This window comes from Candidatus Phyllobacterium onerii (genome assembly GCF_028331445.1).
In the GTDB taxonomy this organism is placed as follows: Bacteria; Pseudomonadota; Alphaproteobacteria; order Rhizobiales; family Rhizobiaceae; genus Phyllobacterium; species Phyllobacterium onerii.
This window is the reverse complement of sequence record NZ_JAQMHX010000006.1, coordinates 67,409-82,730: the sequence shown is the minus strand read 5'-3', so window position 1 is coordinate 82,730 and position 15,322 is coordinate 67,409. Positions and strand designations below refer to the sequence as shown.

The following is a 15,322-nucleotide window of genomic DNA, read 5'->3' as shown; positions in this document are numbered from 1 at the left end:
TATCGGTGCATGACTGGGCCATGACGGCGCGGATTGATTGACGTGGCGTTGATGTAACCCTTAGACTCTCCAAGATAAGCTGTTCTTCTTTTTGCGATTCGTTTAAAAAGATTGACACATGGGGAAGCGTTGAAATGGCATCGGAAGCCACCCTCAAACAGGTTCTTGATAGACTGGCAAAAGCTTTGGCGTCCCTTGAGGATGCGGTCGACGCACGTCTGGAGCATGAAGGCGATTTTGCCGAGGCTGAAGAAGAAGTGCAGCGCATGAACATGGACCGGCGCAAGCTGGCCCAGGAACTCGATGCGTCGGAAGGGCGGGCCGAGCGCCTGGAAGCGGCAAACAAGGAAGTTTCGCGCCGTCTCGTGGCTGCGATGGAGTCCATCCGCACCGTCCTTGATCGCTAAGCATTTCCAGGAAAAGTGTGAAACGGTTTTCCGTCGGGAAATGCGACAAAACAAAGAGTTAACCCGGGAAGAACATACCATGGCCACGGTAACAGTTACGATCGACGGCAAAGCCTACAGAATGGCCTGCGACGAAGGCCAGGAACAGCACCTGACAGGTCTTGCCGAGCGCTTTGACCGCTACGTCACCCATCTCAAATCGTCTTTTGGCGAAATTGGAGATCTGCGCTTGACTGTCATGGCCGGCATCATGGTCATGGATGAGCTCAGCGAATTGCAGATGCGGGTCAAGGGTCTCGAAAACGAGGCGGAAGCGCTGCGCAAGAGCCGCGACGAGGCCCTGGCCAAGGCGGACGATAACGACGCTGCAATCACCGGCGTGTTGTCCGAGGTCACGACCCGTATCGAGACGCTTGCAACCAAGCTCGCGCCAAAAGCGAATTAGCCTTCGATTTCTTCCCGCAGCATTTCGAGCTCCAGCCATTCGTGCTCGTACGTTTCGAGGCTGTGGCGCTTCTTTCCGATTTCATCGACGGTCTTGTTGAACAGCGCCGCATCCTTGGCGAAAAGTTGCGGATCTGCCAGCTTTTTCTCCAGCGTTGCAATATCAACGTGCAGCGCTTCAATCTTTCCCGGTAAAGTTTCCAGCGCGAACTTCTGCTTGTAGGAAAGCTTGCGCTTTTCTTCGCGCTGCGCCGGTAGCGCCTTTTCTACCGAACCAGCGGCGGGCTTTGCAGCTTTCAATTCCTTGCGCGTCGCCAACGCAGCTTCCTTGCGCTGCGCCAGCATGTCCGTATAGCCGCCGGCATATTCGAGCCAGCGGCCATTGCCCTCCGGAGCGATCACCGACGTCACCGTCCGGTCGAGAAAATCGCGATCATGGCTGACAAGGAGGACGGTACCCGCGAAGCCGGCTACCAGTTCCTGCAACAGATCGAGCGTTTCCATGTCGAGATCATTGGTTGGCTCATCGAGCACCAGAAGATTGGCAGGGCGTGCCAGAACCCGCGCCAGCATGAGCCGCGCTCTCTCACCACCGGAGAGCTCGCGAATGGGCGTGCGCAACTGCTCTGGCTGGAACAGAAAGTCCTTCATATAGGATGCGACGTGACGTTGCTCGCCGTTGACGATGACATTCTCGCCGCGCCCGTCGGTCAGGTAGTCCGACAGCGTCTGCTCAAGATTGAGACTGTCGCGCTTCTGGTCGAGGATGGCGATCTCAAGATTGGTGCCTAGCTTGACGAAGCCGATATCCGGGGCAAGCACCCCGGTCAGCATCGACAGCAGTGTCGTCTTGCCTGCACCGTTGGGCCCGACGAATCCCACACAATTTCCGCGCTGTATCCGCGTTGAAAAATCATTGACCAGCACCCGGTCGCCATAGGCCTTGACGAGATGTTCCGCCTCTATGACAAGCTTGCCGGACTCTCTTGCATCGCTGGCTTTCAGCACGGCCTTGCCTTGCGCGCCGCGATGATTACGGAATTCGCTGCGCATGGATTGCAGATCGCCAAGCCGCCGCATATTGCGCTTGCGCCGGGCCGTCACGCCATAGCGCAGCCAATGCTCTTCCCGCACGATCTGCCGCCCGAGCTTGTGCAGGTCGCGCTCTTCCTCTTCGAGAACCTTGTCACGCCATTCCTCGAAAGAGCCGAAGCCCTGGTCAAGACGCTTTGTCACGCCGCGATCCAGCCAGATGGTCGAACGGCTGACATTTTCCAAAAAGCGCCTGTCATGGGAAATAACCACGATCGCGGAACGTATCTGGCGCAACTCGTCTTCCAGCCACTCGATGGTTGTGAGATCCAGATGGTTGGTCGGCTCGTCGAGCAATAGAATGTCGGGTTGCGGCGCCAGCACCTTGGCCAGCGCAGCACGGCGTGTTTCGCCACCGGAAAGATTGTCCGGCTCTTCCTCGCCAGTGAGGCCAAGATGTTCGAGCAGATAGCTGACGCGGTAAAGATCGTCAGCCGGCCCAAGGCCCGCTTCGACATAGGCGCGTACGGTGGCAAAGCCTTCCATGTCGGGAGCCTGCGCCAGATAGCGCACGGTGACGCCCGGATGCTTGAACACTTCACCGTCGGTCGGCGCAATAAATCCGGCGGCAATTTTCAGCAGCGTCGATTTACCCGATCCATTGCGGCCGACCAGCGCAATGCGATCGTTTTCGCTGACGGAAATGGCCGCGTCGCTCAAAAGCGGCGTGCCACCAAAAGTCAGCGCTATCTGGTCAAGACGGAGAAGAGGGGGAGCCATACAAGTTTACAGTTCTGGAAAATGAAGCCACGATCGAAGGTCGCCGTGCTTGTCGGCGAGATTTTTGCCGCTGTCAAATGCCATAAAGCACAACAGGCCGGAATTTCCGGCCTGTTGTACCTACACAAAAGCTCTAGGTCGAGCGGTTACGATCAGTAACCACCACCGCCATTGCCTTCGCAGGGGGCCTCGTAGATGGATCCGTCACGCCGCTGGTAACGGCAATAGTTGCCGCTTTGTCCTCTCGGGGTCGTTGCGGTTCCGATGGCTGCACCAAGAAGTGCGCCGCCTGCTGCACCAACGACGGTGCTCTTCGTATCATGTCCAAGTGCCTGGCCAGCCAGCGCACCAACGCCACCGCCGATCAAAGCGCCCGTCCCGGCACGTTGATTTTGCTCACTCGTCGCGCAACCGGCCACAGACAAAGCCAGAAGGGCCGAAACCGCAATTGCAGTTAAACGAATTGTCATCTTAAAATCCTCTCACATCGAAATAATACGAGCCAGACTCTGCGTAGATAATGCGGCAGAAGAAAGATCGCTGAGCGTTGGCCGAAGATTGTTGGTCTCGAAAACAAACAGGCCGGAATTTCCGGCCTGTCTCTTTTCTAGCTTAATGCAAATTAATAGCGGCGGCACGGCGCGCGATAGCGTTCGCCATAGCGATTTTCGTACGTGCAATAGCGGCTACCGTTGTTGTTATTCGTTGCAGCACCTACCAGAGCACCACCGGCACCACCGATCGCGGCACCTGCGAGAGCGCCTTTTCCACCATTTATTGCACCACCTGCCAATGCGCCTATTGCGGCACCGCCAAGGCCATAACCGGCGACGCGCTGATCACTGGTCGTACAACCGGCAACCGAGAGCGCCAAAAGCCCTGCGACTGCAATCGTGGATAAACTTTTCAACATGGAAGACCTCTCCGTTTTAAAACCAAACTCATCAGCTTGCGTCCCCAATGCTGGCTGCCGACAATTACACTTTCCGCTTTTATTTGACAAGCGTCAGGCGATTTGCGGCGCAGCGATAAGGATCGCTTTACCCGAATGAAGTGACACGTGGAGATTCCCACGCACGGCATTCGACACTGTAAGCGATGAACCGAAAAAAAGTTCCACATTTTCAAGCGGCCAGCGCGCACCATGGATAAAAAGCCCGCTTAATTGCGAAAATGCAACAATGCTGAAAAGGGTTCCATCGACAAAATCGAAGTCATACGAGCCTGCCACCAGAGGATGTGCCTCTTCATATCCGCTAGAGAGAACAAGCTTCCTCCCTTCGGCTGCATACCGCGTTGCCATGGTCAAATGCAGCAGTGCGTGATCGGTACGCTCGCCGCCAAAAGCCCCGCAGAGAATAACTTCAGTCGCACCCAGCCGGTAGGCTTCGTTCAGGGCGAGTTCGCCGTCGGTCATGTCCTTTTCCGACGGAAATTCCATTCGCGGAACCTTGGCATACTGTGCTGCGAGCTCCGCCGAGGTCGAATCGAAATCGCCAAGCCAAAGTTCCGGTTCGAGCCCGAGCGGCGCTGCATGGGCGATTCCTCCATCGGCAGCGAGCACCCGCGCCCCGGCTACAAGACGCAGGAGACGATTGGTAACATGAACGGCTCCACCAAGAAGGATAACAAATTTGCTCATGGATCGCCCATAGCATGCGGGCAGGTGGGGGGATAGCTGTACTTGGCTAAGAAAGACCCCTCCCTGCTGCTTCGCTCCGTCCCTCCCACAAGGGGGAGGGTAAGACCGTCGCAACTGTCATCCGCTGCATACGGCAAATAGGCGGAGCTGCAGAATAAGGCGCTGTTACCCTCCCCCTTGTGGGAGGGAAGCTGCGTAGCAGCAGGGAGGGGTTCTTCTTATAACTTCCGTTATTCCAAAAAATAATCATGGCTGTTTATCCAACACCTCCAAACCTGACTTATTCTATCCCCGTCCTCTCCACGGGGAACTGCTTCCGGAGCCGTTCGAAGTGGGGAGAGGATCGGCGCCTCCGATGGCGGGTAACGGACCCGCTGTCCGGGGAAGTTCTGTCCAAGGGTTCCCCTGCCGGTACTACGACTGGCGTGTGCTGGACGAGCACTTCGAAAGGGGCTTTCGGCAGCGGGCGAAGCAATTCACCCAACGTCAAGCCTCCCAAGCGGAACGGACGGGATCAAAAGACGCCGGACGGGCGGTCTTCGGATCGCATTATTATTCTACAAAGACGCGCTTCGACGACCGCCCGTCTTCCCAGCATGCAAACAATAGCCAGACTCGGGATGAGGGCGTGGCAAGGGGGAACCATACCCCTGAACGGCCAAGGCATATTGCTTGCACGGCAAAAGCTTTATCTCTAATCTTTGCAATGCTCTAACGGGGTGCCAATCCGAAAAGGATCGGCTGAGAGGCTCAAGGAGAAATCCTGCCAACCCGCGGAACCTGATCCGGCTTGTACCGGCGGAGGGATTAGACGCGGCAATAAAGCCGGCGCACCAATCCTTTTGAATTTCAACTCTAGGAGGCGCCGATGCGGCCATTCGAGATTATTCTTAAATCTGCAACTGTCGCGGGCATTTTCGCCCTTGCCCTTGCCGGACCGGCGAAAGCCGATGGCAAACTGACGGTCTATACCTATGAAAGCTTCACTGCCGAATGGGGTCCGGGGCCGAAAGTCAAGGAAGCCTTCCAAAAGCAATGCAATTGCACTGTGGACTTCGTCGCGGTTACGGACGGCGTCGCTCTGCTCAACCGTCTGAGACTTGAAGGTGCTTCAACCAAAGCCGATGTCGTGCTTGGCCTCGACACAAATCTGACCTATGAGGCGAAGGAAACAGGCCTCTTCGCCCCGCACGCAATCGACACAAGTTCGATCAACATTCCGGGTGGCTACAAGGACGATACTTTCGTTCCCTACGACTACGGCTATTTTGCAGTGATCTACGATACGGAAAAGCTCAAGAATCCGCCTACCAGCCTCAAGCAACTGGTCGAGGGTGATGCAAGCCAGAAAATCGTCATCGAGGACCCCCGGACGTCCACACCCGGGCTCGGCCTGTTGCTCTGGGTGAAGTCCGTCTATGGCGACAAGGCCGGCGAAGCCTGGGCCAAACTGAAGGATCGGGTGTTGACCGTGACGCCGGGCTGGTCCGAAGCCTATGGCCTGTTCATCAAGGGTGAAGCACCGCTAGTGCTTTCCTATACGACCTCGCCTGCTTATCACGTCATTGCCGAAAAGACCGATCGTTACAAGGCCGCTGCATTCGAAGAGGGCCATTACCTGCAGGTCGAAGTGGCCGCGCAAACTGTGAATGGCGCAAAAAACCCGCTTTCGGCACAGTTTCTGACTTTCATGACAAGCACGGCATTCCAGGATACCATTCCAGAAAGCAACTGGATGTTTCCCGCGGCGAAGACGAGCGGACCGCTCAACGCTGCCTTTGATGCCCTGGTAAAGCCGGCGAAAACATTGATCTTTTCACCGGAGGAAGTCGCCAAGAACCGCAAAGCCTGGATCGATGAGTGGCTGTCGGCCATGAGCCTGTAACACGTTGATCTCGTTGAAGCCATTGGCGGGGGCTCTCGCCCTCGCCTTCCTTGCGGTGCTTGCGGGCGGCGCATGCATAAGCCTCGCAGTCGAGGCACTGCGTGGCAGCGCGGAAGGCTTTGCGGCCTTCGACAGCTATCTGTGGCGCATTGCCCGCTTCACACTGCTGCAGGCGCTGCTCTCCATGCTGCTCTCGGTGGGGCTTGCCATCCCGCTCGCTCGCGCCCTGCACGCGCATCCTGACTTCCCGGGACGTACATTGATCTTGCGGCTCTTCGCTTTACCGCTCGCGCTGCCGGCCCTTGTCGCCGTGCTCGGTATCACCAGTATTTATGGGCGCAATGGTCTGCTTGCTGCATTGTTCAGCTGGCTGGGGCTGGACGTCATTCCCAATATTTACGGTCTAACCGGCATCCTCCTCGCACACGTGTTTTTCAATTTGCCCCTGGCAACACGACTCCTCCTGTCAAACATGGACTCTATTCCGGAAGACTATTGGAAACTCTCTTCCCAACTCGGCATGGGCAAATGGGCGCGGTTCCGGTTGATCGAATGGCCGGTGATCCTGCGGAACATTTCCGGAATCGCGGGGCTGATTTTCATGCTCTGTATTACATCGTTCACCATCGTCCTGACGCTCGGCGGCGGACCGCGTGCGACGACGCTTGAGGTTGCGATCTATCAATCGCTGCATTTCGATTTCGATATTGCCCGCGCGGTTTCGCTAACGCTTTTGCAATTATGCCTGACCATTGCAGTTCTATCGGTTCTTAGCCTAAGCGGCCGCCCGACCGAGGAAGGGTTCAGCCTACGCACGACGACGCGCCGTTTTGACCAGACAACGTTGGGGACACGCCTTCTGGACGGAGCCACGATAATCGTCGGTCTGCTTTTCGTCGCGCTGCCGATAGCCGGAACAGTCGTTTCGGGGCTGGCGGCCGATCTTCTCCGGCTTCTGGGTGAGAGCCTTGTTTGGCGCGCAATCTTGACGAGCATCGTGCTCGGAGCAAGTGCGGCTGCGCTGTCACTGATCATTTCACTAGCGTTGGTGGTGGCCCGCGAGTATCTTGCAAGCCGGCGTGGCTACGCCTCGCCAAAACTGTTTGAGCGCTCGCTCGATCGCGGTGCAAGTCTTATCATGGTCATCCCGCCGATCGTTATCGGCTCCGGCTGGTTTATTCTCTCACGCCATTTTGTCGATCCCTTCAGTCTTGCACCCTTTATGGTCGTGAGCGTCAACGGGGCGATGGCTATCCCTTTTGCATTTCGCATACTGCGCCCGACATGGGATACAGCGGCTAGCCGCCACAACCGGCTGTGCGCGCAATTGGGCATTACCGGATGGAGCCGGCTTCGTCTTATCGACTGGCCTGTTCTGAAGCGGCCGTCGAGCGTCGCTTTCGCTTTTGCGATGGCCCTGTCGCTCGGCGACCTTGGAACGATCGCTCTCTTTGGCAACAATTCCACCCAGACTCTGCCCTATTTGCTGCTGCAACGCATGGGGAGCTATCGTACACAGGACGCGGCGGGCCTGGCATTGATCCTCGGTGTGCTGTGTTTGCTCCTGATGATCGCAGCTGACAGAGGTGCAGGCACTCTGGCAAAAAGAGAGGTCGCAAACATTGGCTGAGCGTTCCCGAACCGAGGCCCCAACCACGGATGGCGCGGCGATCCGCCTCGATGCGGTCGACTTCGACTATGATGACATGGCGATGCATTTCGACCTCATCATCGAACCGTCGACCATCACTGCGATCATAGGTCCAAGCGGTGCGGGAAAATCCACCCTGCTCAATCTCATCGCTGGATTTGAAACGGCTAAATCCGGTCGGATTGTAATTGCGGGTGCGGACGTAACCCATGCCGCGCCATCCGAACGGCCCGTTTCGATGGTCTTCCAGGACAATAATCTCTTCGCGCATCTTGACGTCACCGCCAATGTCGGGCTGGGCCGAAAGCCCAACCTCAGATTGGACGAAACTGACAGGGTGGCTGTTGCGGAGGCAATCGCTAAGGTTGGTCTCTCAGGCAAGGAGCATCGAAAGCCGGAAGCCTTATCCGGCGGCGAGCGCCAGCGGGTGGCGATAGCGCGAGCGCTGGTACGGAACCGGCCGGTACTCTTGCTCGATGAGGCTTTCGCCTCTCTTGGTCCCGCTTTGCGACATGCGATGCTCGACCTTGTCGGTGATCTGCAGGAAGAAACCGGTATGACCGTGGTCATGGTGACGCATCATCCCGGCGATGCTTTGCGTCTGCAATCTTTGCTGGTTTTCCTCGACAACGGGAAAGTCGTTGCTTCGGGACCGGCGGCAGACCTGCTCTCAACCAAGGCGCCAACGCTGTTGCGGAAATATCTCGGTGCAGAAGACTCTGCGCTTTGACATATTTTCGACGCGTTGCCACATTCAAGAACACAATGAAATTCTTGCTCACAGCTGCTTGTCGGGCTAGCAAGGGCACGAAAACACGCGTCTGCCCGCGCGCGACGACAATGAGGACATGATTCTGGCTTCGCACGATTCCCCCAACTACAACGGATGGCTTCCAGCCGCTCGCCGCAGGAATCTCGCGTCGGCAACGCTGCTGCTTGCCTTCCTGTCGGGGTGCCAGGTTCTCAATGTCACCAAGGACGACGCGTTAGGGCCTTCGTCAAATCCGGTGACAGTCGACAATGTCACCAAGAACGACAGGCTGGCAAAGCTCAGCGCCGAGCAACATCCTCGCATTCTTGCGACCTATGGCGGTGAATACAAGGATGCCAAGCTTGAACGCATGGTCGCCAAAGTCGTCGGCAACCTGACTACGGTTTCCGACAATCCGACGCACACCTACCGCATCACCATCCTCAACTCGCCCAACATCAATGCGTTCGCCCTTCCCGGCGGATATCTCTATGTAACGCGCGGCCTTCTTGCTTTAGCCAATGACAGTGCGGAACTCGCAGCAGTCATCGCCCATGAGATGGGTCATGTGATCGCCAATCATGGTATTGAACGCCAGCAGCGCGAGCAGGAAGCACAGATTGCCGGTCGCGTTGTTTCGGAAGTCTTGCAAGACGATAGTGCTGGACGCGAAGCGCTGATCCGCGGAAAGCTGCGCATGGCGCAATTTTCGCGCAATCAGGAACTTCAGGCGGATGCCATTGGCATCAAGATGATTGGTGAAGCTGGCTATGATCCCTTCGCAGCGGCCCGCTTCCTGCAATCCATGGCGTCCTATGCGGATTTCCGCAGTGTCTCGGGCGCGACCGATGCGAGCCTCGACTTTCTTGCAAGCCACCCTTCAGCGCCGCAGCGCATCGAACTCGCGCGCGGGCATGCCCGTCGTATCGGCGCACCGGGTGTAGGCACGACAGACCGCGACTCGTTCCTACAGGGCATCGACGGCATCCTCTATGGCGACACCCCCGAGGAAGGTTACGTTCGTGGACGCAACTTCGTTCATCCGCTGCTCGGTGTAAGCTTCACCGTTCCCGAGGGTTTCACTATCGACAACAGCGCAGACGCGGTCATGGCGACGGGACCGGGCGAGGTGGCAATACGCTTCGACGGAACGCAGGTTTCAGGCAATCCGTCGATGACGGATTACATGCGCAGCGGCTGGGTTACGGGTCTTGACGATGCCAGCGTTCAGGCAGTGACGTTCAACGGAATGCCCGCGGCGAGCGCGAAAGCCCGAGCGGATCGTTGGGAGTTCGATATATTCGTCGTCAATGCCGGCAATCGGATTTACCGCTTTCTGACAGCTGCTCCAACGGGAAGCACCACGCTGATGCCGGCTTCGCAGACGGTCATCCGGAGCTTCCACCTGCTTACACCGGAGGAGAAAGCAAATACCAAGCCCCTGCGCATCCGGGTCGTCACAGTCAAGCCCGGCGATACGCTGGTCAGCCTCTCCAACCAGATCATGGGCACCGATCGAAAGCTCGACCTCTTCCGCCTGATCAATGCACTGCCGCCCGGCGGCGCGGTGTCCGCCGGCGACAAGGTCAAGATCATCAGCGAATAAAAAAGCCCGGCAAATGCCGGGCTTTTCTCTTATGCGTCGGATGAAACCATCTTTATGCGGCTTCTTCCTGCTCGTCTTCAACAACGACGTCTGCTTCAACCTCGGTCTCTTCAGCCTTGGCACCACGCTTCGGTCCCTTGGCGAGATTAACCTCGATAAGACGCACAGCTTCTGTTTCCGACATCTTGTTGACGGCGGAGATCTCGCGAGCCATGCGATCGAGCGCTGCTTCATAAAGCTGACGTTCTGAATATGACTGTTCCGGCTGGTTGTCAGCCCGGAAAAGGTCCCGCACGACTTCCGAAATCGAAATCAGGTCGCCGGAATTGATCTTCGCATCATATTCCTGGGCACGGCGAGACCACATGGTCCGCTTGATGCGAGCGCGCCCCTGGACAACCTTCAACGCACGATCCACATAGTCTGTCTCTGAAAGTTTACGCATACCGATAGCTGTTGCCTTGGCGACCGGTACCTTCAAGCGCATTTTGTCTTTCTGAAAATCAATAACGAACAGCTCAAGCTTGTGGCCCGCAACTTCCTGTTCCTCGATATTGACAATTTGTCCTACGCCGTGGGCCGGATATACAATAAACTCGCCCGTCTTAAATCCGATACGCTGGGCGGTCTTTTTCTGCTGAACTGCTGTCATGCGCTTAACTACTCCTTGCTGCGCCCGGCAAAACGCACCGGTCAAACCAATCACTGGAAACCGGAACCCGGTTTGTCGGCCGCCAATTGTCACGCAAAAGCAATCCGGACAAAACAGATTGATGGGCAAACAAACAACACGCCCTGAACTGCAGAGTCCGAAATAAATCTAGCCGATTGGTGATTTATGCTTTAGCGCCACGAAATTTGACGTCCAATGATCAACATATGCCGTTACACTATCACGAAAAGTGATTAGAATCAACTTTTTGCTGCGCCTGCGCAAAAGGCGCGATATTTCAAGATACGCCCTGCGATAAAAATCGGTTATTTATTTCTAAACTCGAATAAAATATCAGTCGCCCTCGCCAGGCTCTGGCGAAAAGAATTTCTCAAACTTGCCTTCGATACCATCCATATCCTTGGCATCGGCAGGAGCATCGCGTTTCTGCGAGATATTAGGCCATTTCTCGGCGTATTCAGCATTGATCTGCAGCCAGTTGTCCAGGCCCGGCTCGGTATCGGGTTTGATAGCTTCCGCAGGGCATTCAGGTTCGCAAACGCCACAATCGATGCACTCGTCCGGATGTATGACGAGCATGTTATCGCCTTCGTAGAAACAATCGACAGGACAGACCTCAACGCAATCCATATATTTGCAGCGGATGCAATTGTCGGTCACAACATAAGTCATTTACTGGCTCCTGAAGACACCACGTGTCAGCCGTTGAGGTAACGATTCGATGCCGGGCTGACAAGAGGGGAAAAACGGCTGCGGCACCAGAACGCGGTCGGGATTCCCTTAAAGCTAGGGACATCGGCGTTCACGGCGCCATTCATGGCACTGCGACACGCAATCGACAAGCAACGCCTATCCCATACTGACGCGCTTCGTGGAATAATATTTTAGCTTACGAGCCTCTGGTAGAGAGTATTTCGACACGATGGCCAATATTCGAAATTTAACATCATTCCCCTGAATTGTCGTCGTCGCTCTGCATCAACCGGTCAACCTGCCGGCGTTCGCGTTTTGTCGGGCGTCCGCTGCCCGCATCGCGCTTGGGTAATCCGTCGAGAGCAGTGATGCCGTCCTTGGGTGGAGGTGGCGGCGAGATGTCCTCGTACAATGTTCGCGCTTCTTCGGCCGGGCCTCGGCGCGTTCCACCAGAGACCACCTTGTAAATGAGAATACGCCGATCGAGAGTGATCGTAAGCACATCCCCGGGTTTCACGCCGTGCGATGGCTGATCGATCTTGTCTTTGTTGGACCGAACACTTCCGCCAGAGACGAGCTTGGCCGCGAGGGCACGGGATTTGACCACTCGGGCGAAGAACAGCCATTTGTCAATGCGCTGCCTTGCGCTGTCGTGATTTGAGGACGTGCCCACCATCCCTATTTCTTCATTTGTTCCTTCAGTGCCAGCAGCTTGGCAAAGGGAGAATCCATGTCGATCTTGACCGGACGCTCTTCACGTTCCGGGCGCTTGTGGAGCGGTGGCTTGCCAGCGGACTTTCCATTATCGCCTTGCTTAAAGCGATCCTTGCCGTTGGACTTGCCTTTGCCGCGGAATTGTTCCTTGCGCGCACCCTGTTCGTTCTGCTGATTTGCATCGCGTTCATTCTGAGCGGGACGTTGTTCGCCTCGGACACTGCGCGCCTGCCCTCCGCGATGATGTTCGCGTTTCTCCTGGTGCCCGCGATTGTTGCGGCTGTCAAAACGCGCCTGGCGCCAAAGCAGAATGGGCTTCGGTGCTTCCTCCGCCACAGTTTGCGCAATAGTCGGGGCAGGTTCGTCAGCGGACGCGCTGACTTCTGCGACCGGTTCCGGCTGAGCCTCTACGGTGGCAGACGGTTCGGTGGAATCAACGGCTGCTTCCGTGGATGTAACGTTCTCGTCTTCAGCAACCGCTGGGCCCGACGTAGCAGCAACTACGGCCACTAGGTCGGCAGGCACTGGCACGGTATCAAGTTCTGTCAGCTTGGCAGCAACAATTGCTGCTTCGACCGATTCAGGACGATAGCCGAGGCTTTTGAGAATTTCCTCCATATCGTCGGCGGTAGCGCCGAGGATCGACATCATTGACGGAGTCACCACAAAGCGAGTTCCATCATACGCGCCATCCGGCCGTGTGCCGGTTCCTGGCTTCCAGCCAAGTGCAGGTCGGATAAGATCGGCGAGGCGCTCAAGAATGTCGATTCGCACTGCGCGCCGGCCCAGGAGTCGGTAGCCTCCAAGTCGATAGAAGGCTGGATCAAAGCTCGGGTCTGTAACCACAGATGTGCGTCCAGCAGATAGGACCTGCACCACATCTCCGTAGCCGGGGCGATCCTTGGCGTCTTCCTTAAGTGCCCACAAAAGTGTCAGCAGACCGGCCGGTGCAGGCTTGAGCAGTGCCGGCAGGAATACATTGTAAGCGCCAAAGCGGACCCCAAGACGGCGGAGAGCAGCCCGTGAATCCTGATCGAGACCACGGACGTCTTCCGCCACATCACGGCGCTGAAGGACGCCGAAATTCTCGACAAGCTGGAAAGCAAGGCCCTTGGTGATACCAACAAGCGCATCGGCATTGGCAAGGTCAACAAGTGGCTTGAGGATCGTGTCGATGTGATGAGCGAGAAAGCGATCGACGCGCGCCGCGACTTTGTCGCGCGCGGGACCTGTCAATTGCTCGTCGGCAAGCAGAACAGCACGAGGCTTCAGCGCTTGCTCACCTGAGACAACCGAGGCAACCGGCGCGCCGATCCATCGCAAGGTCCCGTCCGAGCCGAGGGCGAAATCGCCATTGGCCGAAGCGGAGAACCGCTCGACGCGATTTTCGAATTCAGTCGCAAGCGCTTTTTGCGCTGCAGCCTTGACGGCCTTCGCGTCCGTTCCATCAACTTGGGCGTCCGTAGTGAAACGGAACCCATCCAAACGTCCAACATGATGCCCCTCGACAACAACGTCCCCGGCAGGGCTAATTTCGGCTTCTAGCATTGTATTCTCTCTCAGGCGCCTCATAAGCACGCTTGTCCTGCGGTCTACGAAGCGTTTCGTCAACCTTTCATGCAGTGCATCTGATAGTCTGTCCTCAATTTCACGCGTCTTTTCTTGCCAATGTGCCTGATCTGCAAGCCATCCAGGCCTGTGAGACACAAAAGTCCAGGTTCTGATCTGGGCGATCCGCCGTGAAAGCGCATCGATATCGCCATCCGTGGAATCGGCGCGGCGAACCTCTTCGGCCATGTAATTTTCGTTCACATGGCCCTTATCCGCGAGGTCGGTATAGATCGATGCGATAATGTCGGCATGCTGCGCTGGCGCGATCTTGCGATAGTCGGGCAGAGCGCAAGCATCCCACAAAAGAGCCACACGTTCAGGTGTGTTGGCCAGTGGCGCGACATCCGGATCGTTGGACAAATATTCCAGCGCCTGCTGGTCCACTGCGGGGAGAGCTCGCGTCAATCCTTCGATAGGAGCGGGCGTATCGATGGATCTCTTCAGCGCGTCCAGGCTGGAATAGTCAAAGCGAGCCGTGCGCCACTGCAGAATCTTGATAGCGTCGAAGGAATGGGATTCCACTCTCTGTACCAGTTCCTCCGAGAACCCTGACACCTGGCCCGTCACTCCAAACGTACCGTCGCGCAAATGCCTGCCGGCGCGGCCAGCTATCTGCCCGATCTCGCCGGGTGAGAGGTTACGAAATTGGTACCCATCGAATTTGCGGTCCTGAGCGAAGGCCACATGATCGACATCGAGATTGAGGCCCATGCCAATTGCGTCTGTAGCGACCAAATAATCGACATCACCGGACTGATAGAGATCGACCTGCGCGTTACGCGTGCGCGGGCTGAGAGCACCCATGACCACCGCGGCGCCACCACTTTGACGCCGTATCAATTCTGCGATGGAGTAAACCTCCTCGGCGGCGAAGGCCACTATCGCGGATCGGGGCGGCAGGCGGGTTATTTTCTTGGAACCTGCATAGGCGAGATTTGAAAGCCGCGGCCTAGTGACAACAGAAACGCCGCGCAAGAGCTTCTCCAGTATTCCGCGCATCGTTGCTGCGCCAAGCAACAACGTTTCCTGTCGACCACGCAGATGTAGAATGCGATCGGTGAAAATATGGCCGCGTTCAAGATCGTTGGCGAGCTGCACTTCATCGATGGCGACAAAATCCACATCGGTTTGACGGGGCATCGCTTCAACCGTGCAGACCGAATAACGGGCCCCAGGTGGATTGATCTTTTCCTCACCGGTAATCAGCGCGACATTTGCCAGCCCGACCCTGTCTGCCACGCGATGATAAACCTCCCGGGCAAGCAGACGAAGTGGCAAGCCGATCATTCCGGTGTGATGGGCAAGCATCCGCTCGATCGCTAGATGGGTCTTCCCTGTGTTCGTAGGCCCCAGAACGGCTGTAACATCGCGGCCGGTTAAGACCAGGGGAAGTTCGAGGTTGGGCATGAGGTTCATCAATTACAATCCAATAC

At 56.7% G+C, this 15,322-nt stretch carries 14 protein-coding genes and 1 riboswitch; of the genes, 6 read left to right on the top strand and 8 right to left on the bottom strand.

What is annotated here, in order from left to right; all coding sequences use genetic code 11:
- Positions 1–134 precede the first annotated feature (134 nt).
- Positions 135–407 (top strand): DUF4164 domain-containing protein, encoded by a 273-nt coding sequence (locus PHA01_RS15065; protein WP_112524605.1) that lies wholly within the window; start codon positions 135–137, stop codon positions 405–407.
- 79 nt (positions 408–486) lie between these two features.
- Positions 487–852, top strand: coding sequence for a cell division protein ZapA (locus tag PHA01_RS15060; protein WP_271896804.1), 366 nt, complete (start codon positions 487–489; stop codon positions 850–852).
- Here the strand turns inward: PHA01_RS15060 and PHA01_RS15055 are convergent.
- The 4 genes from PHA01_RS15055 to PHA01_RS15040 all read right to left on the bottom strand — a co-directional run bounded on the left by PHA01_RS15055 (position 849) and on the right by PHA01_RS15040 (position 4,305).
- On the bottom strand, positions 849–2,663 hold the full coding sequence (locus tag PHA01_RS15055; protein ID WP_271896802.1) for an ABC-F family ATP-binding cassette domain-containing protein: 1,815 nt from the start codon (positions 2,661–2,663) through the stop codon (positions 849–851). The two genes, PHA01_RS15060 and PHA01_RS15055, sit on opposite strands and share 4 nt — an antisense overlap.
- A gap of 152 nt (positions 2,664–2,815) precedes the next feature.
- On the bottom strand, positions 2,816–3,133 hold the full coding sequence (locus tag PHA01_RS15050; protein ID WP_114431218.1) for a YMGG-like glycine zipper-containing protein: 318 nt from the start codon (positions 3,131–3,133) through the stop codon (positions 2,816–2,818).
- Positions 3,134–3,285: 152 nt separating this feature from the next.
- Positions 3,286–3,576 (bottom strand): hypothetical protein, encoded by a 291-nt coding sequence (locus PHA01_RS15045; protein ID WP_209999163.1) that lies wholly within the window; start codon positions 3,574–3,576, stop codon positions 3,286–3,288.
- A 93-nt stretch (positions 3,577–3,669) separates the two neighbouring features.
- Complete coding sequence (locus PHA01_RS15040; RefSeq protein WP_271896797.1) at positions 3,670–4,305, bottom strand: thiamine diphosphokinase; 636 nt, start codon at positions 4,303–4,305, stop codon at positions 3,670–3,672.
- A gap of 705 nt (positions 4,306–5,010) precedes the next feature.
- Positions 5,011–5,129: riboswitch (TPP riboswitch) on the top strand.
- 44 nt (positions 5,130–5,173) lie between these two features.
- Here PHA01_RS15040 and thiB point away from each other — a divergent pair.
- The 4 genes from thiB to PHA01_RS15020 all read left to right on the top strand — a co-directional run bounded on the left by thiB (position 5,174) and on the right by PHA01_RS15020 (position 10,198).
- On the top strand, positions 5,174–6,190 hold the full coding sequence (gene thiB / locus PHA01_RS15035) for a thiamine ABC transporter substrate binding subunit (RefSeq protein WP_271896795.1): 1,017 nt from the start codon (positions 5,174–5,176) through the stop codon (positions 6,188–6,190).
- 4 nt (positions 6,191–6,194) lie between these two features.
- Complete coding sequence (gene thiP / locus PHA01_RS15030; protein ID WP_271896793.1) at positions 6,195–7,820, top strand: thiamine/thiamine pyrophosphate ABC transporter permease; 1,626 nt, start codon at positions 6,195–6,197, stop codon at positions 7,818–7,820.
- Between the two features lie 76 nt (positions 7,821–7,896).
- Positions 7,897–8,571, top strand: coding sequence for a thiamine ABC transporter ATP-binding protein (locus tag PHA01_RS15025; RefSeq protein WP_271897377.1), 675 nt, complete (start codon positions 7,897–7,899; stop codon positions 8,569–8,571).
- A 118-nt stretch (positions 8,572–8,689) separates the two neighbouring features.
- Positions 8,690–10,198, top strand: coding sequence for a M48 family metalloprotease (locus PHA01_RS15020; RefSeq protein ID WP_417020973.1), 1,509 nt, complete (start codon positions 8,690–8,692; stop codon positions 10,196–10,198).
- 52 nt (positions 10,199–10,250) lie between these two features.
- On the opposite strand, the gene PHA01_RS15015 is transcribed toward PHA01_RS15020, so the two are convergent.
- From PHA01_RS15015 to PHA01_RS15000, 4 genes are all read right to left on the bottom strand, one after another.
- Positions 10,251–10,850 (bottom strand): CarD family transcriptional regulator, encoded by a 600-nt coding sequence (locus PHA01_RS15015; RefSeq protein WP_112531006.1) that lies wholly within the window; start codon positions 10,848–10,850, stop codon positions 10,251–10,253.
- A gap of 354 nt (positions 10,851–11,204) precedes the next feature.
- Positions 11,205–11,543 carry a ferredoxin FdxA gene (fdxA, locus tag PHA01_RS15010; protein WP_112531007.1) on the bottom strand — a complete coding sequence of 113 codons (339 nt, stop codon included), beginning with the start codon at positions 11,541–11,543 and terminating at the stop codon, positions 11,205–11,207.
- 274 nt (positions 11,544–11,817) lie between these two features.
- On the bottom strand, positions 11,818–12,240 hold the full coding sequence (locus PHA01_RS15005; RefSeq protein WP_271896790.1) for an RNA-binding S4 domain-containing protein: 423 nt from the start codon (positions 12,238–12,240) through the stop codon (positions 11,818–11,820).
- Positions 12,241–12,242: 2 nt separating this feature from the next.
- Positions 12,243–15,305 carry a helicase-related protein gene (locus tag PHA01_RS15000; protein WP_271896788.1) on the bottom strand — a complete coding sequence of 1,021 codons (3,063 nt, stop codon included), beginning with the start codon at positions 15,303–15,305 and terminating at the stop codon, positions 12,243–12,245.
- Positions 15,306–15,322: the final 17 nt, after the last annotated feature.

What these genes read in the sequence shown, in the direction of transcription:
- PHA01_RS15065 (WP_112524605.1), top strand. Translation starts at nt 135, where the DNA reads ATGGCATCGGAAGCCACCCTCAAACAGGTTCTTGATAGACTGGCAAAA.
- PHA01_RS15060 (WP_271896804.1), top strand. Translation starts at nt 487, where the DNA reads ATGGCCACGGTAACAGTTACGATCGACGGCAAAGCCTACAGAATGGCC.
- PHA01_RS15055 (WP_271896802.1), bottom strand. Translation starts at nt 2,663, where the DNA reads ATGGCTCCCCCTCTTCTCCGTCTTGACCAGATAGCGCTGACTTTTGGT.
- PHA01_RS15050 (WP_114431218.1), bottom strand. Translation starts at nt 3,133, where the DNA reads ATGACAATTCGTTTAACTGCAATTGCGGTTTCGGCCCTTCTGGCTTTG.
- PHA01_RS15045 (WP_209999163.1), bottom strand. Translation starts at nt 3,576, where the DNA reads ATGTTGAAAAGTTTATCCACGATTGCAGTCGCAGGGCTTTTGGCGCTC.
- PHA01_RS15040 (WP_271896797.1), bottom strand. Translation starts at nt 4,305, where the DNA reads ATGAGCAAATTTGTTATCCTTCTTGGTGGAGCCGTTCATGTTACCAAT.
- thiB (WP_271896795.1), top strand. Translation starts at nt 5,174, where the DNA reads ATGCGGCCATTCGAGATTATTCTTAAATCTGCAACTGTCGCGGGCATT.
- PHA01_RS15025 (WP_271897377.1), top strand. Translation starts at nt 7,897, where the DNA reads ATGGCGATGCATTTCGACCTCATCATCGAACCGTCGACCATCACTGCG.
- PHA01_RS15020 (WP_417020973.1), top strand. Translation starts at nt 8,690, where the DNA reads ATGATTCTGGCTTCGCACGATTCCCCCAACTACAACGGATGGCTTCCA.
- PHA01_RS15015 (WP_112531006.1), bottom strand. Translation starts at nt 10,850, where the DNA reads ATGACAGCAGTTCAGCAGAAAAAGACCGCCCAGCGTATCGGATTTAAG.
- fdxA (WP_112531007.1), bottom strand. Translation starts at nt 11,543, where the DNA reads ATGACTTATGTTGTGACCGACAATTGCATCCGCTGCAAATATATGGAT.
- PHA01_RS15005 (WP_271896790.1), bottom strand. Translation starts at nt 12,240, where the DNA reads ATGGTGGGCACGTCCTCAAATCACGACAGCGCAAGGCAGCGCATTGAC.
- PHA01_RS15000 (WP_271896788.1), bottom strand. Translation starts at nt 15,305, where the DNA reads ATGAACCTCATGCCCAACCTCGAACTTCCCCTGGTCTTAACCGGCCGC.